Annotated in this window: 15 protein-coding genes; 2 read left to right on the forward strand and 13 right to left on the reverse strand. The window is 51.7% G+C overall.

Features of this window, described 5'->3' with window-relative positions:
* Window positions 1-133: 133 nt before the first annotated feature.
* The 5 genes from AB0A83_RS00540 to dnaN form a co-directional block, all read right to left on the reverse strand.
* Window positions 134-427, reverse strand: coding sequence for a GIY-YIG nuclease family protein (locus AB0A83_RS00540; RefSeq protein WP_256603444.1), 294 nt, complete (start codon window positions 425-427; stop codon window positions 134-136).
* 97 nt (window positions 428-524) lie between these two features.
* Window positions 525-2,885 carry an N-6 DNA methylase gene (locus AB0A83_RS00545; RefSeq protein ID WP_367155114.1) on the reverse strand — a complete coding sequence of 787 codons (2,361 nt, stop codon included), beginning with the start codon at window positions 2,883-2,885 and terminating at the stop codon, window positions 525-527.
* Between the two features lie 309 nt (window positions 2,886-3,194).
* Entirely contained in the window at window positions 3,195-5,600 is a 2,406-nt protein-coding gene (gene gyrB / locus AB0A83_RS00550) for a DNA topoisomerase (ATP-hydrolyzing) subunit B (protein ID WP_150046055.1), read from the reverse strand.
* Window positions 5,601-5,705: 105 nt separating this feature from the next.
* Window positions 5,706-6,779 carry a DNA replication/repair protein RecF gene (gene recF / locus AB0A83_RS00555; protein ID WP_150046056.1) on the reverse strand — a complete coding sequence of 358 codons (1,074 nt, stop codon included), beginning with the start codon at window positions 6,777-6,779 and terminating at the stop codon, window positions 5,706-5,708.
* An 8-nt stretch (window positions 6,780-6,787) separates the two neighbouring features.
* The gene (gene dnaN / locus AB0A83_RS00560) at window positions 6,788-7,894 is read right to left on the reverse strand and encodes a DNA polymerase III subunit beta (RefSeq protein ID WP_150046057.1); all 1,107 of its coding nucleotides are present in this window, start codon (window positions 7,892-7,894) and stop codon (window positions 6,788-6,790) included.
* Between the two features lie 336 nt (window positions 7,895-8,230).
* On the opposite strand from dnaN, the gene AB0A83_RS00565 reads away from it, so the two are divergent.
* Entirely contained in the window at window positions 8,231-9,799 is a 1,569-nt protein-coding gene (locus AB0A83_RS00565) for a bifunctional aminoglycoside phosphotransferase/ATP-binding protein (protein WP_150046058.1), read from the forward strand.
* A gap of 39 nt (window positions 9,800-9,838) precedes the next feature.
* On the opposite strand, the gene AB0A83_RS00570 is transcribed toward AB0A83_RS00565, so the two are convergent.
* A complete protein-coding gene (locus tag AB0A83_RS00570) occupies window positions 9,839-10,402 on the reverse strand; it encodes a TetR/AcrR family transcriptional regulator (RefSeq protein WP_150046059.1) in 564 nt (187 codons plus the stop codon).
* A gap of 108 nt (window positions 10,403-10,510) precedes the next feature.
* On the opposite strand from AB0A83_RS00570, the gene AB0A83_RS00575 reads away from it, so the two are divergent.
* Window positions 10,511-11,161: a glutathione S-transferase family protein gene (locus AB0A83_RS00575; RefSeq protein ID WP_367155115.1), complete on the forward strand. Its 651-nt coding sequence runs from the start codon at window positions 10,511-10,513 to the stop codon at window positions 11,159-11,161.
* Between the two features lie 115 nt (window positions 11,162-11,276).
* Here the strand turns inward: AB0A83_RS00575 and AB0A83_RS00580 are convergent, their stop codons facing one another.
* From AB0A83_RS00580 to aceE, 7 genes are all read right to left on the reverse strand, one after another.
* On the reverse strand, window positions 11,277-11,552 hold the full coding sequence (locus AB0A83_RS00580; protein ID WP_150046061.1) for an acylphosphatase: 276 nt from the start codon (window positions 11,550-11,552) through the stop codon (window positions 11,277-11,279).
* Window positions 11,549-13,744 carry a bifunctional 23S rRNA (guanine(2069)-N(7))-methyltransferase RlmK/23S rRNA (guanine(2445)-N(2))-methyltransferase RlmL gene (gene rlmKL, locus AB0A83_RS00585; RefSeq protein WP_367155116.1) on the reverse strand — a complete coding sequence of 732 codons (2,196 nt, stop codon included), beginning with the start codon at window positions 13,742-13,744 and terminating at the stop codon, window positions 11,549-11,551. The genes AB0A83_RS00580 and rlmKL overlap by 4 nt, the downstream gene beginning before the upstream one ends.
* A 308-nt stretch (window positions 13,745-14,052) precedes the next feature.
* Window positions 14,053-15,645, reverse strand: a complete 1,593-nt coding sequence (locus tag AB0A83_RS00590) for a diguanylate cyclase (RefSeq protein WP_367155117.1) — start codon at window positions 15,643-15,645, stop codon at window positions 14,053-14,055.
* Between the two features lie 296 nt (window positions 15,646-15,941).
* Window positions 15,942-16,511 (reverse strand): hypothetical protein, encoded by a 570-nt coding sequence (locus AB0A83_RS00595; RefSeq protein WP_367155118.1) that lies wholly within the window; start codon window positions 16,509-16,511, stop codon window positions 15,942-15,944.
* A 401-nt stretch (window positions 16,512-16,912) separates the two neighbouring features.
* Window positions 16,913-17,482 (reverse strand): hypothetical protein, encoded by a 570-nt coding sequence (locus AB0A83_RS00600; RefSeq protein ID WP_367155119.1) that lies wholly within the window; start codon window positions 17,480-17,482, stop codon window positions 16,913-16,915.
* 386 nt (window positions 17,483-17,868) lie between these two features.
* A complete protein-coding gene (aceF, locus tag AB0A83_RS00605; RefSeq protein ID WP_367155120.1) occupies window positions 17,869-19,155 on the reverse strand; it encodes a dihydrolipoyllysine-residue acetyltransferase in 1,287 nt (428 codons plus the stop codon).
* A 123-nt stretch (window positions 19,156-19,278) separates the two neighbouring features.
* Window positions 19,279-21,951, reverse strand: coding sequence for a pyruvate dehydrogenase (acetyl-transferring), homodimeric type (aceE, locus tag AB0A83_RS00610; protein WP_150046067.1), 2,673 nt, complete (start codon window positions 21,949-21,951; stop codon window positions 19,279-19,281).
* Window positions 21,952-22,011 lie beyond the last annotated feature (60 nt).

Consider the following 22,011-nt stretch of genomic DNA (forward strand, 5'->3'; position numbering starts at 1 on the left):
GCTCCATTTGTCATTCCCGTGAATGGCCTGTCCCCGGCTTGAACGGGGACGGGAATCCAGCTAGGGCTGATGGCGCTTGCTGGATCCCCGCCCCCGATCAGAGTCGTGGACAAGCATTCACGGGGACGACGGATTAGGGGGTTTTGATGTCGTCCCACAGATCGCGCCAGTTTGGGTTTTGTTGCTCGATTAAATCCAGCTTCCATTTGCGGTTCCATTTCTTCAACTGCTTTTCGCGGGCAATCGCGGCGTTCATGTCGGCATGCAGTTCGTAATAAACCAAAGTATGCACCCGGTATTGTTTGGTAAAACCTTCGACCAGGTCTTCTTTGTGTTGCCAAATTCGTTGCAATAAATTACTGGTAACGCCGATGTACAAGGTGCCGTTGCGTTGGCTGGCGAGGATGTAGACGGCGGGTTGTTTCATTGAATTGCGAACGCCAACGATTTTAAGTCATTCCCGCGAATAGCCTTTACCATCCATGGCTTCTGGGTTCCGGCAATCCCTGCCGGAACGACGGACATTAAACATACCTCAACCCCTTCAAATACCCTTGCAACGCTTTGGAAGCCGAATCGCGCCGGCTTTCAATTTCCGTCAAGGTCACCCGGTATTTATCCCACCAGTTTTCAAAGCTGGCGACGATTTGCTTGCGCTGGGCGGCGATGTAGCGTTCCAGGATGGCTTGCATGTCGTGATGCAGGATTTTCAGCAGCAGCTCGGCCGCTTGTTCCGGCGTCAAGGCGTCGACTGCACGGTTCAAATGCTGGGTAAAGCCGTCCTGCTGGGTTTTGAGTTGCTTCTTGACGTCGGCCAGTTGTTTTTTCCAGGCCTTGATTTGCGCTTCGTCGACCGGGTTGTCGTCGTCCTCAGTTTCGCTGACCTCTTCGTCGTCATCGCTTTTGGAAGGGGCGGAGGCTTTGAGCTGGCTTTCCAGTTCGGCTTTTTGCGCTTCCAGTTCGCTTAAGGCGCTGACGAAGTCACCGAGCAGGAATTTGACCAGCTTATGTTCCAGCGGACTGTCCTTGCCGGCCTTGTCTTCCAAGGCGGTAACAATGCCGGTTCGCCAGGCGTCGACCACGCCCTTGCTGTCGCGGGCCATCAGGGTCAGGAAGTCGTATTTGCTTTGATACCAAAAGCCGGCAACGATGCCGCGCACTTGAAACGGGTCGAGCAGGCCGATGCGTTCCAGGTTGTCAGAAAAGCTGTGCAGCAGTTCAGTGCGCAAGGCCACCAGACTGGCAGCGTTGTCGCGTTGCCCGGCCAGCGCGGTGATGCGGGTACTGTGTTCCGTCCACCACTGCTCAAAGGCTACGCGGATCGCGGTTTCCTTGGCTTTCAAGCCGGGGTTGGCTTCGATGGCGGGCTTTAGCGACTGGCGGTTGTCCAGGTGGGGTTGGAAATCGTAATAGCTTGGGCTGTCTGGGCGTTGGACAAATACATCCAACGGATTCAAACCGTGTGCGTCGAACAATGCCATTTTGGCGTCGACTTCGACTTTGGGTACACCGCCGAGCAAATGGGCACGGACGTCGTGCGGCTCTGGCGGCGGCGCGTTGTCGGCGTAACGACGGATGTTGAGGTTGTAGTCGTTGGCTTTCAGTGTGGCGTTGTCGACGATGGCCGAAAAACCATCGATAGCCTGGTATTGGTCGAAGGTGGTGACGATTTTTTCGATGTGTTCCGGCAGCAGGAAATTCTGCGCCCGGCCTTCGAAGTATTCGCGGTCGGCGTTGATGAACAGCACTTTGCCTTGGCGCTCGGTGGGTTTGCCGCTGACGCGATTGGCACCGTCCTGCACGTGTTGGCGTAACACCAAAATGCAGGCCGGAATGCCGGTGCCGTAAAACAAGTTGGGGGCGACGCCGATTACCGCCTCCAGCAAGTCGGCTTTTTTGGCGCCGAGCGGCACTTGGCCGTAACGGAAGCGCTCGGGGAATTTCGGCGCCCAGGCCGGGGTGCCGTCGGCGTTCTTTTCGGTGTTGCCCCAGTTGATCGAGAACGGCGGATTGGTGAGGATGCGGTCGAAACGGCGCAGCTCGCGGTTTTCAATGTGGCGCGGATCGGCCAGGGTGTCTTCGTTTTCCAGATCGGCGGTACTGATGCCGTGTAGCAGCATGTTCATCTTGGCGATGGACCAGACCGTACCGTTGAACTCCTGGCCGAACAGATTGGCCTTGCGGCCGTCGGCACCGTGTTCGTCGATGAATTCCTTGGCGGCAATTAGCATGCCGCCCGAACCGCAGCAGGGATCATAAACGTGGTGGTGTAGTTCCGGCTTGATCAGCCGGACCATCATCCGCACCACGGCGCGCGGCGTGTAGAACTCGCCGCCTTTCTTGCCGGCCGAGTCGGCGAACTCGCCGATCAGATATTCATAAGCGGCACCGAGCAGGTCGGGGAATTCAAAATCTTCGTTGCGCAGCCGGTGCTGGCCAAAGTGACTGATCAGCTGACGCAGTTTGATGTCGGGGATTTTGCTTTGACCGACCTTGCGGGTGAAGTCGATGTGTTCCAGTACGTCGTGCAGGCTGGTATTGGCGGTTTCGATGCCAGCCAGAGCTTTGTTCAGGTAGTCGCCGACATTATGGTGAGCATCGTTGAGCAGAAAGTCGTAACGCGAATGCAGCGGCACCCAGAACGTGCTTTCGGTTTTGTACCAGCGGGAGATTTCGGCATCGGCTTCCGCTTCCGTCTGGGTTTTGCCATTATCCAACCCAAGTTTAATCACCTCTTCCCGACGTTGCTCGAACACATCCGAACAGCGTTTCAGAAACAGCATGCCGAAGATGTATTCCTTAAATTCCGAGGCATCCATCTTGCCGCGCAAAATGTCGGCGGCTTTGAAGAGATGGCGTTCCAGTTGGGGCAGGGTTAGCGGCATTTAATGGTCCGTTATGCTTAATCCATGAATCATACAGCGCTTCGAGCCTGGTTCGAAGCCATCTAGCATTCAGCTATTCGTCTTTAAATAACGGTAAGGCTATAAGGAGAGAACTTCACCCCTCCCGACAACCAATCCCCACTAGATAAGAACTAATCTCATTTACTGCTTTTCATTTAAGGTGTGTCCCCAAAAACATGTGGTTCGCCGTTCGCAGACCACTTCAAAGCACCATTAATAAATTTTGAGATTTCACATAAGAATTGTGAGACAAATTTAAGAAATTATGAGATCTGACAGACAAACATCTTATATATCAAGATTAGCTACATCCAATGCGTTTTTAACGATAAAGTCTCTACGCGGTTCGACTATATCCCCCATTAGAGTCGTAAAAATTTCATCCGCGGTTATCGCATCTTGTATAGTAACTTGCAGCAATCGACGGCTATTTGAATCCAATGTAGTTTCCCAAAGTTGTTCCGGGTTCATTTCTCCCAGCCCTTTGTATCGTTGGATGTGTTGACCTTTCTTGATTTCTTTCATCAGCCATTCGAAAGCTTGTTTAAAGTTCGTTACCGAAATTTCCCGCTCCCCCATTTTCATCAAAGAATCCGGTCCAAATAGGCTTAGTGTTTGTGCTGCGTAGGAAGCTAACTTTTGATAGTCCGGGCCTGAAAAAAAGGTGGCGTGAAGTACGAAAGTTTTGGTGACGCCATGCAATCGCTTAGTGACTGTAACATCGAAATCGTCGGTACCTTCGTACTTTATATCCGTACTGTAATCTACATTGCGGTCACTAGCGTTTAATGCTTTTTCCAACCTAGAGAACCAATCCAGCAATTTTGTCTTATCTGTTTTGATGTATTCGCTTAACGGTTCGATATAGGTCATTTGCTCCAAGTACAAATCATCGTAACGCTTTGCCAAGCGATTAATGATCGACATTACTCTTGCAAACTCGGTCGCTAGCTTTTCCAAACCCTGGCCTTGAATGGCTGGAGTTTCAGGATTGGGTTGCAATTGAGCTTTGTCCAACGCTAGTTGTATGAGGTATTGGTTTAGCGCGTTGTCATCCTTGACATAGTGTTCTTGTTTTCCCTTCTTAACTTTGTATAAAGGCGGTTGTGCGATATAAATGTGACCTCTTTCGACTAATTCCGGCAATTGGCGATAAAAAAAAGTCAGCAACAGTGTTCTGATGTGAGAGCCATCGACATCGGCATCCGTCATAATTATGATTCGATGGTAGCGTAATTTATCAATATTGTATTCATCCTTACCTATACCGCAGCCCAAAGCGGTGATCAAGGTTCCAACCTCTTCCGATGAAATCATTTTGTCGAAACGGGCTTTTTCCACGTTCAGAATTTTACCTTTCAACGGCAATATCGCTTGGGTTCGCCTATCCCGTCCTTGTTTAGCCGACCCGCCTGCAGAATCTCCTTCCACGATGAACAGTTCGGATAAAGCGGGATCCTTTTCCTGACAATCGGCCAATTTCCCAGGCAACCCGGCTATATCCAACGTAGTCTTACGCCTAGTCATTTCTCTAGCTTTTCGTGCAGCTTCCCGAGCACGGGCTGCATCAATAATTTTACCGGCGATGGATTTAGCTATGCTTGGATTTTCCAGCAAGAAATCGTTTAATTTTTCACTCAGCGTCGATTCGACAAGCGGTTTTACTTCGGAGGAAACCAATTTGTCTTTTGTTTGTGACGAAAATTTTGGATCGGGTACTTTAACCGATAAAACAGCGGTGAGTCCTTCCCGCGCATCATCCCCGGTAGTTGCTACTTTTTCCTTTTTAGCCAGCCCATTCATTTCAATGTATTGATTTATCGTACGTGTAAGCGCCGATCTAAACCCAGCCAAATGAGTTCCGCCATCACGCTGAGGAATATTGTTGGTGTAGCAAAACACATTTTCTTGATAGGAATCATTCCATTGCATGGCGACTTCGACAGTTACCCCCTCCTTTTCCACTTGGAAATAAAAAACCTGCTCAAAAAGCGGTGTCTTATTTTTGTTCAAGTGCTGTACGAACGCACCTATTCCCCCTTCAAATTCGAATACATCCTGTTTACCGCTACGCTCATCGGTCAAGACGATTTTCACCCCGGAGTTCAAGAACGATAATTCTCGCAATCGTTTAGCCAGTACATCATATTGAAATTCGACATTAGTGAAGATTTTCGAGCTAGGTTTAAAATTGATATAGGTACCGGTCCCTTCAGCATCTCCAATCACCGCTAAAGGTTCAAGCGGCTCGCCTAAAACGTATTTCTGCATGTGCAGTTTGCCGTTTTTACGTATTTTAAGAATCAACTCTTCAGATAAAGCGTTAACGACCGACACCCCTACTCCGTGTAAGCCACCGGAGACCTTATAAGCGTTATCGTCGAACTTACCGCCGGCATGTAATACGGTCATGATCACTTCGGCAGCCGATCTACCTTCTTCCGCATGGATATCGACCGGTATTCCACGACCGTCATCGGAAACCGATACAGAACCATCCTCGTGAATGATGACTTCAACCCCCGTGCAATACCCTGCTAAAGCTTCATCTATCGCATTATCAACAACTTCAAACACCATATGGTGCAGCCCGGACCCGTCGTCCGTATCTCCGATATACATTCCGGGTCGTTTTCTAACTGCATCTAAGCCTTTAAGCACAGTAATATTTGAACTGTCGTATTGTTCGCTCATACTTTATCCATAACCTGGTTTATTAGCGCCAGCTAGGCGCTTTGCGGTTGTTCGACACCAATTGCTGTTGTTGATGCGAATTTTTATTGTGTTTCACGTGAAACACTATGCTTCAGAAATGCATCCTTGTTCCACGTGAAACACTTTATAATTTTCAATGTGCGGTAAATCACCTAAGTCTTTTGTTTCATTACAGGTAATGAACACTTGGCAATTCATCTGAGTTAAGTATTTTAACAACTTAAGTCTGTTTTCTAAATCCAATTCGGAACTAATGTCGTCTAACAAGATACAACAGTTAGCACGCGCGAATTCTTCTAGTAAATGAACTTGGGCCAACAATAGCGCCACAATCAATAATTTCAATTGCCCGCGGGAAAGAAAATCCCTCGCTAAGCCGCAGTGGTTGCGAATAATTAGGTCTGCTCTATGTGGACCGGAATGAGTAAATCCATACCTTAAATCTTTGTCCAGGTCGGATTTGCAAACTTCATTGAGAGACAACGCCTGATTCCAACCGGAAAAGAAATTAACGTCCAAGGACTGAAAAGGAATAAAGAAATCTACCAATTGAGTAAATACGGGTAAGAGTTTTGTGACATACGTTTTCCTTAGTTCGTCAATCATTAAGCCGTTTTCAATGAGTTCTTTGTCCCAGGCTGGAATTTGATTAGCGTGTCGACTTTTCAGCAAGGCATTACGTTGCACAAGCGCACGTTGATATCTGCGCCAATATTGAAAAAATCGTTCGTCATCGTTGAATACCCCCCAATCCAAAAATGCTCGTCGATGTTGCGGACCGGCTTCCAGCAAATTGAAACTTTTGGGATTGATTAATTGAATTGGAAGCAAATAGGCTAAGTCGGATTTGCTGCGGGTTTCTCGATCGATATGAATTTGGGTCTGCTTGCAGTCTATTTGAATGCCTAGATGACGGTTAACGCCGCTATGTGCGGATTGTTGGGCAACCACTACAAGTTCAGTAGCATGGTAGTGAATAGCCTGCTTAACTTGATGAGTGCGGAAAGACCGTCCTCTTCCCAGCAAAAAAACTGCTTCCAATAGAGAACTCTTTCCGCAACCGTTACCGCCGATGATGAAATTTATACCGGGGGACGGAAATATACATGCAGACCGGATATTTCTGACGAAGCGAATATCCAGCTTACGTAACGCCATAAAAGCAATTACAAACGCATAGGCATTACGATATATCGATAACCGGCATTGACATCTTCATCATCGATAAAACAGCTACTAAGATTTGCCGCAATTGTGATCAAAATAGATTCGGAATCCAAATTAGAAACGGCATCTAACAAGTATTGCGCATTAAATGAAATATTGATCGCCTGACCTTCATAGTCGATAGAAATTTCCTCTTCGGCTTCGTCGTGTTCCGGGTTATGGGTACTTAGCTTTAATATCCGGTCAATAATGTCAAAAGTTATCCCCTTGTATTTTTCATTCGCTAGAATGGCAACCCTGACTAAAGCATCTCTTAGTGCCTGTTTAGGAATGGATATAGGCACATTCATGGATTGCTGAAATACTTTGGAAAAATCCGGAAATTTTGCGTCGATGAGCTTAGACGAAAATATCATTTGTTCGTAAAATATTTTTATATGCTGCGACGAAAATTCTATTTTCAGGTCAATATCCTCGTCGTCAATAAGCCGGCTGATTTCATGTACCGCTTTTCTCGGCAAAATAATCCTGGCTTCATAACCCGTTGCGGCTTCCAAGTCGTCTTCAAAAAGTGCCAATCGGTGCCCGTCCGACGCTACTAATTTCAACTTAGAGTTGCTGATGTGTAATAACAAGCCGTTTAGATAGTATCTGACGTCTTGATTGGCCATACAAAATAACGTTTTATCCAATCCTTTCTTAAATTTTCCGCCCTTTATAGCAAGCTGATAGTCGGCTTCCGGCTCATTGAACTCAGGATAACTGTCAGCGGGCAAAGTATTTAACAGAAATCGGCTACGGCCGGATGTCACTTTTACCTTATCGTCTTGTTGTTCAAATTTGATTTCCGCACCTACGGGTAATAAGCGGCAAATGTCCAGAAATTTGCGTGCCGGAACCGTAATCTCTCCTTCGTCATTATCGTCGTTAACAACAAGAGAACTAATAATTTGAATCTCGGTATCAGTACCGGTTAGGAACAGACGATTGTCTTTTAGTTGAATCAACACATTAGACAAAATCGGCATTGTTTGCCTTTTTTCGATTACATTGACTATCCGTTGTAATACCACGAGTAGCTGGTCTCTATTAGTAATAAACTTCATATAAATATTTTATGCTTATTATTAGGTGCTGAAATAGTTGTGTATAAGTGATTAATTTATATAAAAATCAATTGTTTATGACATTTATACAGTTGTTGTTTGTTAGCAAAACAGGCTGTTGATAAGTTGTGTGTCTTAGCGAGGAATCAAACACTACACATTTTGTCCACATCATAAACCGAAAGTAGACAACAATCTTGCCCACAAACCGATTTAGCAAATTTACGGGCTGTATAATTTCTTCGCCTGGTTTTTGAGGCGCTTGTGTGCCACGCTGTTGGCCACCGCTGAAAATGACACGATTCGATTTATTTCGAGGGGAACAAGCAAATCTGAATGAACACTGGTGAACTAGACGACAGCCTGATCCAAGCGTTGATGCAACCCAATCGCTACCCGTATCCGGTAAGCGCGGTTGAACGCTTGGAAACACATATTTCCTGGCTGTTATTGGCCGGCGATTACGTATACAAAATCAAGAAGCCGGTTGATTTTGGGTTTTTGGATTTTTCCAGTCTGGAGCGGCGCCGGTTCTTTTGCCAGGAAGAATTGCGCTTAAATCGACGTTTGGCTCCAACGGTATATTTGGATGTCATCCCTATCGGCGGTAGCCCGGTGCAACCGGAATTCGGCTGTGAGCCCGCCATCGAATATGCGGTAAAAATGTGCCGTTTCGCCGAGACCGATTTGTTGGATCACAAACTGCAGCAAAACGCCTTAACCAATGAAGACATCACCGCTTTAGCCGAAACGTTGGCGGTTTTTCATGCCGAATTACCCCCGGCCGCTGCCGGTTCCGACTACGGGACGCCGGACGCCATCGCCGTTCCGGCACGGCAAAATTTCGAGCAGCTAGTACGTTTGCTTGGCACTGAGCATCAACCGCGCCTCAGTGCATTGCGTATTGCTAGTGAAAGTGAATTCCAGCGTTGCCGGCTGCAGTTCGCCGAGCGCCTGCACGCCGGCAACGTTAAGGAATGCCACGGCGATTTGCACTTGGGCAATATTGTCATGCTCAACGGTCGGCCCACTCCGTTCGACGGTATAGATTTCAACCCGAATTTGCGTTGGATAGATGTCATCAACGATATTGCTTTTTTAGTGATGGACTTGCAATTTAGGCAACGAAGCGATTTGGCCTATGGCTTTTTAAACGCCTATTTGCAATACGGCGGCGATTACCCGGCTTTACAGGTACTGCATTTTTATTTGGGGTATAGAGCCATGGTAATGGCCAAGGTCGGGGCGATACGTTCCGCGCAACAGGGTGGAGTTGAAAACGGACGCTGGCAACGCTATCTGCAGCTTGCGGAAGACTATTATGCGCCGGTCTCGTCCCGGTTGCTTATCACCAAAGGCCTGCCGGGTTGCGGTAAAACTACGGTTTCTCAACAAGTGCTGGAACAGTTACCGGCTATTCGGATCCGATCCGACGTGGAACGCAAGCGTTTGTTCGGCATGGCTGCCGAACAACGGAGCGGCTCGCCTATCGACGGTGGAATTTATACCCAAGCGGCCACTGAAAAAACTTATGACCGCTTACTGGAGCTGAGTCGCTTGATTCTACAAAGTGGATTTAGCGTGATCGTCGATGCGGCATTTTTACGTCAGGCAGAACGCTGCCGTTTTGCCGACTTGGCAAACGAATGCGGGGTGGAGTTTATGATTTTGGACATCGATTGTCCGGAGCCTTTGCTGATACAACGCATACAGCGGCGGCAAATCCAAGCACAGGACGCTTCCGAGGCTGACTTAGCCGTCTACCGGTGCTTGAAAGCTTTCAACGAACCCATAGCGGCGCAAGAGCGGCCTTATACCCTTTCTATACATAACGGGGAACATTCGCTTGCGGTAATGCCGGACGGATTGCCTTTACTGACCGCCTTACAGCGCAAAGCTAAGTAATCCGATTGAGCTTAGCCCTGTTCTTGCCGGTTACAGCATTTAGGTTGCCGCAGCCGCCAATAACATTTCGGCCGCTTGCTTGGCAGCCGGGATGACAGGCAAGCCGGTTTGCATCTGCGCCCGCACGGTCGCGCCTGCCAATAACATCAGTATCTGCTCGGCTAGGGTTTCCGGGTTGTCGCATCCGGCTTGCTTGGCCAGCTCGGTTAATGCCGTTTGCAGGGATAGGTAAAACTCGGCAACGGCTTGTGCTACCGGACTGTCGCCGTCGGCGAATTCGGCCGTGGCATTGATGAAAGGGCAGCCGCGAAAAGCGGGGTTGCTGTGCATTTCGGCAAATACGTCGAATACGGCTAATAATTGTTGTGCCGGACTCATACCCTGATGTTGGATTCCAGCCAGAATTTTCGCTCTCATGGTATCGCCGCTTCGATGCAAATGTGCCAGTACCAAATCGTCTTTGGACGGAAAATATTTGTATAAGCTCATTTTGGTAGTGCCGGCGGCTTTGACGATGGCGTCCACCCCGGTGGCTTTGATGCCCTGGCTATAAAACAAATCGGATGCGGTATTCAGAATATGTAAACGGAGATCGCGTGTCATAAAAGTCGAAAAACAAAGTTGCAAATATACAGACCGGTATGTATTATTACAACAGACCGACCGGTCTGTCTGTATATATTTATTCTTTAATCAAACGGGAGATGCACCATGATCACACTGTACGGTTTTGCCATTAGCAATTATTACAATAAAGTTAAATTTGCTCTGCTGGAAAAAAACATTCGGTTTGTAGAAGAGGTCATTCCGCCTAGCCAGGAAGAAGCCGTATTGAAACGTTCGCCGCTGGGTAAAATCCCGTTCATCGAAACCGACGCCGGCTATTTGTCCGAATCGCAAGCGATTTTGGAATATTTGGAAGACGTGTTTCCGGACAATCCCTTGTATCCGGCCGATGCGTTTCAGCGTGCGAAATGCCGCGAGTTCATTCAGCACATCGAATTGAACATGGAATTGATCGCCCGCCGTTTGTACGGCGAAGTGTTGTTTGGGGCAAAAATTTCCCAAGAAACTAAGGACGAAGTTTTACCTAAAGTAGAAAACGGTTTGAAAGGTTTAGCCCGCATCGCCGGCTTTGCGCCGTTCGCGCTAGGGGAACAGTTTACCGCCGCCGACATCGTGGCTTGGCCGCATTTTCAATTGGTCGGATTCGTGACTCAACAAATTTACGGCCGCGATTTGGTTGCCGAGCATATTCCAGGCGCCGCAGATTACATCAAATTGATAGAAAGTCGGCCGCATGCGCAAACCGTCACCGCCGGCCGTAACGCCGCGTTGGCGGAATTTTTCAAAAATCGTTGATTCTTGCTGGCTCAGGGTGCTGCTTAGACAAGATAGCGCGGGATAGGGGCCATGGACGGCAAACGCCGGATAATGCTAGGCAGGCGGTATGATCTGCCCCTAATCTAGCGTTCGCTTACTGAACGATTTCGAAACCGGCGTAGCTTTTCGGATCGGAATAAGCCGACACCAATACTTCGCTGACTTTGGCCAGCAGCGGGCCTTTATGACACCAAGCGACCAATTCCTGCAAGGCGTCGCGCTCGCCGACGGCAACGATTTCTACGTCGCCGTTGGCCAGATTGCGGGTAAAGCCGCTGATATTGCGTTTGACCGCCTGTTTTTGCGTATTGGCGCGAAAACATACACCCTGCACCCGGCCTTTGACGATGATGTGCAAACAATCCTTCATCGGCTAATCCTCCAACAATAATGAATCTTTGGGTCGCGAGCAAAATCTTCCGGTATTGTTGCCGCGCTGATGTCTTGCAGCGTCACACCGGTCAACGCCTGCTCGTCCATTTTAAAGCGACGGAAGTTGGTGGAAAAATACAATACCCCGCCCGGTACCAATAAGGCCAGCGCGTTTCGAATCAGCTGCACGTGGTCGCGTTGCACGTCGAACACTGTTTCCATTTTCTTGGAATTGGAAAAGGTCGGCGGGTCCAAAAAGATTAAATCGAATTGCGGTTTATTGCGGGCTGCGACTTGTTCGGCCAGCCATTGCACGCAGTCGGCCCGCACCAGTTTATGTCCGCCGCGGATGCCGTTTAGTTCGAAATTGCGTCCGGCCCAATCCAGATAAGTGTTGGACATATCCACCGTGACGCTGGAAACCGCTCCGCCCACGGCGGCATGTACCGTGGCGCTGCCGGTATACGCAAATAAATTCAAAAAGCGTTTGCCGGCTGCTTGCTGCTGAATCAACAAACGGATAGGCCTGTGATCCAAAAACAACCCGGTATCCAAATAATCCTCGAAGTTCACCCAAAACTTGCAGCCGCCTTCTTCCACGACATGGTAGCAGCCGCGCTCGCCTAACTTTTCGTATTGATCGCTGGCTTTCTGTTTGCGCCGGACTTTCAAAAACACTTGATCGGCTGGTACCTGCATGACTTTAGGGATTTCCGCCATGGCACCCGCCAAGCGCAGATTGGCTTTGGCCGGATCTATGCTTTTAGGCGATTCGTATTCCTGTACGCTCACCCAAATCTTTTCTCCGCGGTATACGTCCACCGCCACGGCATATTCCGGCAGGTCGGCATCGTAGGCGCGATAACAACGCACGTCGTTTTGGGCGAGCCACTTGCTGAGTTTTTTCAGATTCTTGCGCAAACGGTTGCCGAACATTTCCGCTTGCGGATCTTGCTGCTCGGTTTGTGCGCGGCGATTGATCGATTCGATACGCTCTTGCTGCGACTTGGCCTTGGGTTCGAAAAATGCTTTTTCCTCGATATTGAAACGCAATAACTTGCATTCCAGCGCAGCGTTGAACAGCGTCACCGGCCTTTGCGAACGCAGCCCCAAGCGAAACCCGAGTTCCGGATTGCTGATGATCATTGCCGCCCGCCAACCGACAAAGCGCTGTTTCAACACTTCGCCGAAACGGCGATACAACGCCGCGGTTTCCGCTTCATCCCCCAAGCGTTCGCCGTAGGGCGGGTTGCAGACTATCAGCCCCGGCGGCCAGCTTTCGGCCGACGCCGCATCGGCTATGTCGCGCTTTTCCACGTGAATCTTGCCGGCTAGACCGGCGTTTTCGATATGCTGCAGCGCGGTCGCGACCGTGCGCCGGTCTTGGTCGAAACCGGCGATGACCGGCAGTTTCGCCAAACCGGCCGCACGGCGCTGTTCGGCTTCCTCCAACAAGGTTTGCCATAACACAGCGTCATGCTGTTGCCAACCTAAAAACCCGAAATAATCGCGTCGCAAACCAGGGGCGATGTCGGCCGCCATCAACGCACCCTCCATCAGCAAGGTGCCGGAACCGCACATCGGATCCAGCAATGTGCCACCTTGCGCGGCAATTTGGGGCCAGCCTGTACGTAGTAAAATGGCCGCCGCCAAATTCTCTTTGATCGGCGCGGTAATGGCGACGTCGCGAAAACCGCGTTTATGCAGGCTATCGCCGGATAAATCCAAACTCAGCTGAGCGATATCGTTATGCAGGTATATGTTGACGCGTATCGCCGGCCGTTCGGTATCCACGCTGGGCCGTAGACCGAACTTAGTGCGCAGTTGATCGACGATGGCGTCTTTGACTTTCTGGGCGCCGAAATGGGTATGCTTGATCGCCGGGCTATTTTTAGCATTGAACGATACCGCCAGACTGGCGTCGGCTGACAAATGGCGGCTCCAGTCCGTGCGCTGCACGCCGGTGTACAAGTCTTGTTGCGACCGGACCGGAAAGCTGTCCAAGGCTAGAAATACCCGGTTAGCCACCCGCGACCACAAACACACCCGATACGCCAATGCCAAATCGCCTTGGAAACTCACTCCCGCCATTTTTTCGTTGACTTCGGCCGCACCGAGGCCGCGCAATTCGTTGGCTAAAATGCCTTCCAAGGCTTTGGGTGCGGTGGCATAGAGTTGCAATGATTTCATTGAATGCTGCGAATGGTTAAATCGGTCGCAAAGCATACCAGCGCGCCGTCGGGAAAGGGGAGATTTTTACCCCCGCCGACACGCTTCAAAGTCGGTTATTGCCAGGATAGGTGCTTGAGCCAAAGGGGGATTGCCAAGGCCGGTAAGCCAGCGCGCTTAATGTACCGGGGGGGCTTTACCAATCAAGCATTCGGGTTTATCGTCGGACAAATCCCTGTCCGGATGATTTTGGCCGAATGGGTCAACAAACAAGTTCCATTGCCTAGGAATCGCTGCTCAATATTTACAACGTGCGATCACGTCGAATCTTATGGAGAAGACATACCCCGATCTTGCATTTGCGGTTGAAAAACCCGTACACAATTTCTACCCTCGGCTTTGGCGTAATACATGGCGATGTCCGCGTGCTTGATCAGAGATTGGGTGTCTTCGGCGTGTTCCGGGTAAACCGCCAGACCTATGCTAGACGAGATATTTAATATCAATCCGTTGATTTCGAACGGTAAATTGAGCGCCTGTCTGAGTTTTTCCGCCACGTCCACCGCATTCTTTACCGCCGGTAAGGCTGGTAGTAGTACCACGAACTCGTCACCGCCGATACGCGCCGCCGAATCGGTTTTTCGTAGGCAGCCGCGGATACGTTCCGCGACAAATTTCAGCAGCAAATCGCCGATATTGTGGCCGTGCAGGTCGTTAACCGGTTTGAATTTATCCAAATCGATAAACATCAAAGCCACCATATTGCCGGTAAGTTCGGCTTCAGTCTGCGCCTGTTGCAATCTATCCAAGATCAACGACCTGTTCGGCAAGCCGGTTAACGCATCGTGATAGGCCATATGTTCGACGTGGTCTTCCTTGAGTTTGCGTTCCGTGATGTCGTAAAACCACGCTAATATTGCCGCTTTGTGTTGATATTCTATGGGCGAATAAGAAGCCAAGGTCCATTTTGTCCAACTTTGTCCATCGAGCGAACGTAGTTCCAGCAATTTATTACTGATCTGGGTACCCGCACGAATGTGTTCCGACACCGCTGTATAATCTTCGGGTTTGGCATAGTAGTCGACGGGGGAGACTCCGACGATCTGTTCCGGCGAAGCTTCGATCAACGCCAAATAACTTTGATTGACGAATAAGATCCGGTTGTCCGCCGCATCGGCAATGCAGGTCGCGATGGGACTGTTTTCCAGCATCTGCCGCAGTTTGGTTTCGTTCTCGGTGGCGATGTGCTGCAAGCGAAAATTTTCTTCCAACTGCAGCGCGGAGTGTCGGGCACTTGCTGCCAGAAAAAACAAAAACAGCGAACTCATGACACTCATGCCCAAGGACGCGCTGCCGCCTAGATTGGCGAGAAAAAACGTATGCGGCAACAAAACCGCAATCAAAAACCCGTTGATGGTCAGGCGATCTACCGCCAGCGACGATGCGGCGCCGGCGCATAAGCCTATCAGAACGAAAGACACGTAAAAGATATGCCCGGTATTGCCGGGCGGCGCCAACACCACGCCGCCTATTCCCCAAACCGTACCGGCAAGCACGGCGCCGATGCGAAACAGCAACAACCAGCGGCGCATGGCCGCGTGACTGCTTTCGTCCGCGCTTCGCCGCCATGCCGCGAATAATACCGCCCTTGCGCTCAGCACCAGCGTCAAGGCCAAAGACCATGCGGTCAGGCGTTCCGGATCGATAACCGTGGCCTGAACCGTCACCAGAATAAACGCCAACATGCCGCTGACGCCGATGGATACAGGCAGATTGGCATACAGCAGGCGCACGCGCAGGGCTTGCAAACTCTCGGCATGCAAACTGAGTTGCGGATAATTTCTAAAAACGGAGGGGGTTAGAAAGGTAGCGACCGAAAAAGACGCCGTATCCGCGTTGCGATTTGTCGATGTTTTAACCACAGCTTGTCATGCCCTTAGAACCATTTGATCACCCAATAACAACAAGCGCCCGACCGCCGTCCGAAGAGTTAAACATAGCATCATACCCATATCTTTCGCGGTTACAGCGAGTGATGTTTACCAAGCGAATCGGGGTACCGCGCTAAGGCACCAAAGAAGCGGCACCGATCCTGTTCGACAGCGGCCGATGCAAATCGGGCCGAGGGCCAGCCCGGCGGAAGCCGTCCATCCGGCTGCGCCCGCTATTAGCCCGCCTATTCCGGCGGATCGCCAGCGGCCGCTTGGCTAGACACCGCTTACAGCAACCATCTCAAGCTGTAAGGCACTAGATTACGCAAGGCGCATAGCGCCCAGGCCAAAAGGCACAGGGCGAAGATAAGGCTGAGTAAACGGTGGCCGAACAGGTAATCGGCGAAATCCTCGGCGTCGATCTTGCCCAACGCGGTGCCCTTCAGCACCTGCGTAGCCCAGGCTCTGGCGTTTGCGGCATCCGGCCCTATGCTATCGGCCCACAGCCCGGCCAGGCCCAAACTCCAGTGCAGCAGGGTCGGCAGGACGTTGGTGGCGGCCAACAGCAACAGCCACATGACCGAGGACGGATCGGCGTTGAACTGCTCGATCACGGCTGTCGGCTCCACCCCCCAACCCAGCCGGCGCAGCAAGCACAACAGGCCGGCTGCGGCGAAGTACAATGCGGCCACCAATACCACCGCCTCGTCTGCCGCCCACCACGCCAGCCGCCATTTGTCCCGCCGCATCAGGCCCAGGAAATACTGGGTAGCGCCGACCGACAGATAATCGCACACCGCGTTCAGTAGCGGCAGCCAGCCGAGGAAAAATAGCAAAACAAAACTTGGTCTATCCACTGTTGCCCAATCTGTTTGGATCCCAGAGGATAAATGCTCTAGCCATAGGGGCATGGAAGACACACCTATTAACCAACAAATCAATAAGCTCGGCAAACGAAATGAATGTTTGAAATTAACGAATGAAAACTCGCCGCTCCTTGTTTGAACCTTTGTATTTCTCAAAAATGAAAGGCAAACGACGCCGAAAACGACAGAAACCGCTGTAAACACAGCCGCTCTAATATCGGTTACATTATGGACGGCTCCCGCGTATACGAAGACGGATACTATGATTACCGTACTAACGCCGATGAACAACTCAGCCATAAACTTGGCGACTATTAAAGCTACAGTCACAGCGAAAATGACATTTACCGCTAATAAATAATCAAGTTCATCAACGAACAAACTTAATTCAATCAGCATAATGCCAACGGCAAGAACCAAAAACAAAATACAAGCCAAATACGTTCGCCACAACGATGAGTTACCCATTGGTATGCCAAAGTTAGCGCCATCGGCAAAACCACTAACATGCGCGTTGGCCAATCCAAATTGTCTGGTAATAAGGCAACTTTGCCCAACTTGCCGGAAGCCCCGCAAATCCACGGCAACAACCAAAACAGCAGGGTAAAGGCTTTCGCGAAAGCCGCCGGCGCGAACGGCAGCGGATGGTATAAGGCCGCTAATACTTGTTGCGCCGTATCAGCGGCGCTGCGGCCGGCGGCGATTTGGGAGATGCGAGCGCGGTATTTGATGCCGTAATCGACGTAGTTACGGCCGTTTTCATCCGGGCGTTCCTTTTGTAATGCTTCTGCCAACGTTTTGCGCCTGGGCAACCAACTGCTACCCAAGCCGGTAGCTTGTAGAACGTACAAAATCAGCCATACCGCGGTTAGCGTCAACGCAACGGCAAACAGCCAATCGGTTTGCCAAAGATTTAAATACCCGCCCCATAATCGGTTTTCGGTTTCCTCTAGCGTTGTCATGGCCATGCCGTCGAATTTCGAATACCTGGATTTTACCTGCTACCCGGCTTATTCGGGCAAGCTTGCGATTTGCCCGCCCGTATCTGCCCGTAAAGCTCAGCCAACCGGCATTGATCACAGGCCGGCAACAGCCGTCATATCGGCAGGGAATGCCAATGTCTAGTGCACAGGGATTTGAAAGCACGGCGCCTACCGCTTGAGTTGCCGGTCAAAGAGACGAGAACAAGCCGCTTCCTTACAGTTTGGGTTCCGGCATTCTCTGCCGGAACGAGGCGGTCTGAAACGATAGCCGATCGATCTGAAATTGCCGGTAGCGCAATCTAAGGGCGAAAACCCGAACTGCAGCGGCGGCCTTACGCCGAATCTCGGATCAGGCCGAGTGGGTTTTACAGCAACAAACGGCGAATATCCGCCAGGTTGGCCTTCAAGGCTTCCATGAAGCGGGCGCCTTCGGCGCCGTCGATGACGCGGTGGTCGTAGGTAATATCCAGCGGCAATATTAGCTTGGGCTCGAATTCCTTGCCGTTCCAGACCGGTTGTACCTTGGAGCGGGTGACGCCCAAAATAGCCACTTCCGGGGCGTTGACGATAGGGGTGAACGCGGTGCCGCCGATGCCGCCCAGACTGGAAATGGTCATGCAACCGCCTTGCATGTCGGCCGGTTTCAATTTACCCAGCCGGGCCAGTTCGCTGACCTCGGCCAGTTCTTTGGACAGTTGGAAGATACCTTTTTTATCGACGTCGCGAATCACCGGCACCACCAGGCCGTTGGGCGTATCGACGGCGATGCCGAGGTGGTAATACTTTTTCAAATACAGCTTGTCGCCTTCCGGAGACAGCGAGCTGTTGAAGGATGGAAACTTTTGCAGCGCCGCCACCAAGGCTTTCATGATGAACACCAGGCCGGTGACTTTGATGCCGTCCTTGCCTTGGCCGGCATTGACCGCCTTGCGGAAGTCTTCCATCTCGTCGATGGCGACTTCGTCGTGGTAGGTTACCAGCGGCAGGTTCAGCCAGACTCGGGTCAGATTCTGGCCGGTCAGGCGTTTGATTTTACTGAGCGGCTTTTCCTCGATTTCGCCGAATTGGCTGAAATCCACGGCCGGAATCGCCGGAATGCCGGCCCCGCCGCCGCTAGCGGTCGCGCCGGAGCTCATGACTTGCTTGACGAAGTTCTTGACGTCTTCCTGCAAAATTCTGCCCTTGCGGCCGCTGCCGGCCTGAATTTTGCTTAGGTCTACTCCGAGTTCGCGGGCGAACAGGCGCACGCTGGGCGTGGCGTGCGGTTTAACGCCTTCGCTGCCGGCTACGGCTACCGGAGCCGGTTGGGCGGCCGGTTCGACCGGTTTGGGCGCTTCCGCGACCGGCGCGGGTGTTGGCGCCGGTTCGGCTGCTGGTGCAGGTGCCGGCTTTGCAGTCGCTGCTATCGCTTCGCCGACTTCCACGGTGGCGATCAAGGTACCTTCGGCGACTTTATCGCCCGGTTTGATATGTACGGCTTTGATCACGCCGGCGGCGCTGGACGGTAAATCCATCGTCGCCTTGTCGGTTTCCATCACCGCCAGGGTTTGTTCGACGGCGACCAGGTCGCCGGGTTTGACCAATACCTCGACGATATCGATTTCCGGCACGTTGCCGACGTCGGGGACTTTTACTTCAACTAAAGAACTCATGGGTCGATTTCCGTTATTGTCGTCGCATGTCGAATGGAATGACCTCGCCCCGACCGCCGCTCACCGGCATTAGCCGGTTGGCAACGGGAAAGGCGGGTTCGATACGCAAGGTATCGGGCATGGTTAAATCAGCCAAGGGGCGGTGGCGTCCGGGTCGATACCGTATTTGGCGATGGCGACGTCGACTTTGGCCGCGTCGAATTCGCCGGCTTGCGCCAGTGCGTTCAAGGCTGCCACCGCGACGTGGTATCTGTCTACTTCGAAGAATTTGCGTAAGTTGGCGCGAGTGTCGGAACGGCCGAAGCCGTCGGTGCCCAGCACGGTATACGGCCGTTTAACCCACGGCCGGATTTGTTCGGCGAAACTGCGCATGTAGTCGGTCGCCGCAATGACCGGACCGATTGCGTCTTGCAAGCAACGTTCGACGTGCGGCACGCGTGCGGTCTCGGTCGGATGCAGGCGGTTCCAACGCTCGCAGCTGTAGCCGTCGCGGGCCAGTTCGGTGAAGCTCGGGCAGCTCCACAAGTCGGCGTCTACCCCCCAGTCGTCGTGCAGCAATTGGGCGGCATATATCACTTCGATGAAGATGGTGCCGGAACCCATTAACTGTACCCTTGGTTTATGGCTATGCGGACCGGGTTTGAACAAGTACATGCCTTTGAGAATGTTGGCTTCCGAACCCTCGACCAAGGCCGCCTGCTCGTAGTTTTCGTTCATCAAGGTAATGTAATAGAAGATATCTTCTTGCTCCACGTACATACGGCGCAAGCCGTCGTGGATGATCACCGCCAATTCGCAGGCGAAGGTCGGGTCGTAAGAGTAGCAGTTCGGCACGCTGGCGGACATCAGATGGCTGTGGCCGTCTTCGTGCTGCAGGCCTTCGCCGTTCAGCGTGGTGCGGCCTGCGGTACCGCCCAGCAGGAAGCCGCGGGTACGTTGGTCGGCGGCGGCCCAGATCAGGTCGCCCACCCGCTGGAAGCCGAACATCGAGTAGTAGATAAAGAACGGGATCATCGGCACGCCATGGGTCGAATACGAGGTACCCGCCGCGATCCAGTCGCACAAGCCGCCGGCTTCGTTGATGCCTTCCTGCAACACTTGGCCGTGCTTGTCTTCCTTGTAGAACATCAGCTGCTCGGCGTCTTGCGGCGTGTACAGCTGACCGACCTGCGACCAGATGCCTAGTTGACGGAACATGCCTTCCATGCCGAAGGTGCGCGATTCGTCCGGCACGATGGGGACCACGCGTTTGCCGATTTGTTTGTCTTTAACCAGTACGTTCAGGATGCGCACGAAAGCCATGGTCGTGGAAATTTCGTGACCTTCGCCGGTGCCTTCCAACAAGGCTTTGAAGGCGGACAAAGCCGGAATTTCCAGCGAGTGGGATTTGGCCCGACGCGACGGCAGGAAACCGCCCAGATCGGCGCGGCGTTGGCGCAGGTATTTGAATTCTTCCGAGTCTTCCGCGAAACGGATGTAAGGCAGGTTAGGCAGCTCTTCATCGCTGATCGGTAGTTGGTAGCGGTCGCGCACGGCCTTGATCGATTCCACGCTCATCTTCTTTTGCTGATGGCTGGTATTTTGTGCCTGGCCGGAATCTCCCATGCCATACCCTTTGATGGTTTTGGCCAAAATTACGGTAGGCTGGCCGTTGTGTTTTACCGCCGCGTTGAAGGCGGTAAACACCTTGATCGGATCGTGGCCGCCGCGGTTCAATTCCCAAATGTCGCGGTCGGTGTAGTCTTTGACCAGCTCCTGCAATTCCGGGGAATTGAAGAATTTTTCCCGCACGTAAGCGCCGTCTTTGGATTTGAAGGTTTGGTAATCGCCGTCTACGCATTCCATCATGCGCTTAACCACCAAGCCTTTTTTGTCGCGGGCGATGATGGGATCCCAACGCCGGCCCCAGATCACTTTGATGACGTTCCAGTTGGCGCCGCGGAAGTTGCTTTCGAGCTCTTGAATGATCTTGCCGTTGCCGCGAACCGGGCCGTCCAACCGCTGCAAGTTGCAGTTGATCACGAAAATCAGATTATCCAGTTTTTCCCGGCCGGCCATGCCGATAGCGCCCAAAGTTTCCGGTTCGTCGCATTCGCCGTCGCCCAAAAACGCCCAGACTTTGCGGCCGTCGGTGTTGGCCAGGCCGCGATCTTGGATGTAGCGCATGAAACGGGCTTGATAAATCGCCATGATGGGGCCTAGACCCATCGATACCGTTGGGAATTGCCAGAACTCCGGCATCAGCCAAGGATGCGGGTAAGAGGACAAACCGTTGCCGCCGACTTCTTGTCGAAAACTATCCAGTTCCGCTTCGCTCAAACGACCCAATAAATAGGCGTGGGCATACATGCCCGGCGCCGAATGGCCTTGAGAAAACACCAAGTCCCCGCCGTGTTTGTCTGAAGGGGCGTTCCAAAAATGGTTTTGCCCCACGTCGTATAGCGTGGTGGCCGAGGCGAAACTGGCGATGTGACCGCCGACATTGGTATGCTTGTTGGCGCGCAGCACCATCATCATCGCATTCCAGCGGACATAGGAGCGGATGGTGCGTTCGATGTCGAAATTGCCGGGAAATTTGGGTTGCTTGTCGACCGGGATGGTGTTGACGTAAGGCGTATTGGCGGAAAACGGGATATCCAAGCCCGCTTGCCGCGCGGTGCTGAGCAAGGTCTCTATCAAAAAGCTGGCGCGTTCGCTGCCCTCTTTTTCGATGACCGCTTGCAAAGCCTCCATCCATTCTTGAGTTTCCGCGGGATCAATATCGTGTTTGGCGACGTTGTCGGTATTGTTGGTCATTTCGCAACCTGGAAGATCATTAGCTTAGCCTGAAAAGGATACCTGAATTACCGGGCTTCA

Origin of the sequence: Methylomonas sp. HYX-M1 (assembly GCF_040741385.1) — a bacterium.
Taxonomy (GTDB): domain Bacteria; phylum Pseudomonadota; class Gammaproteobacteria; order Methylococcales; family Methylomonadaceae; genus Methylomonas; species Methylomonas rhizoryzae.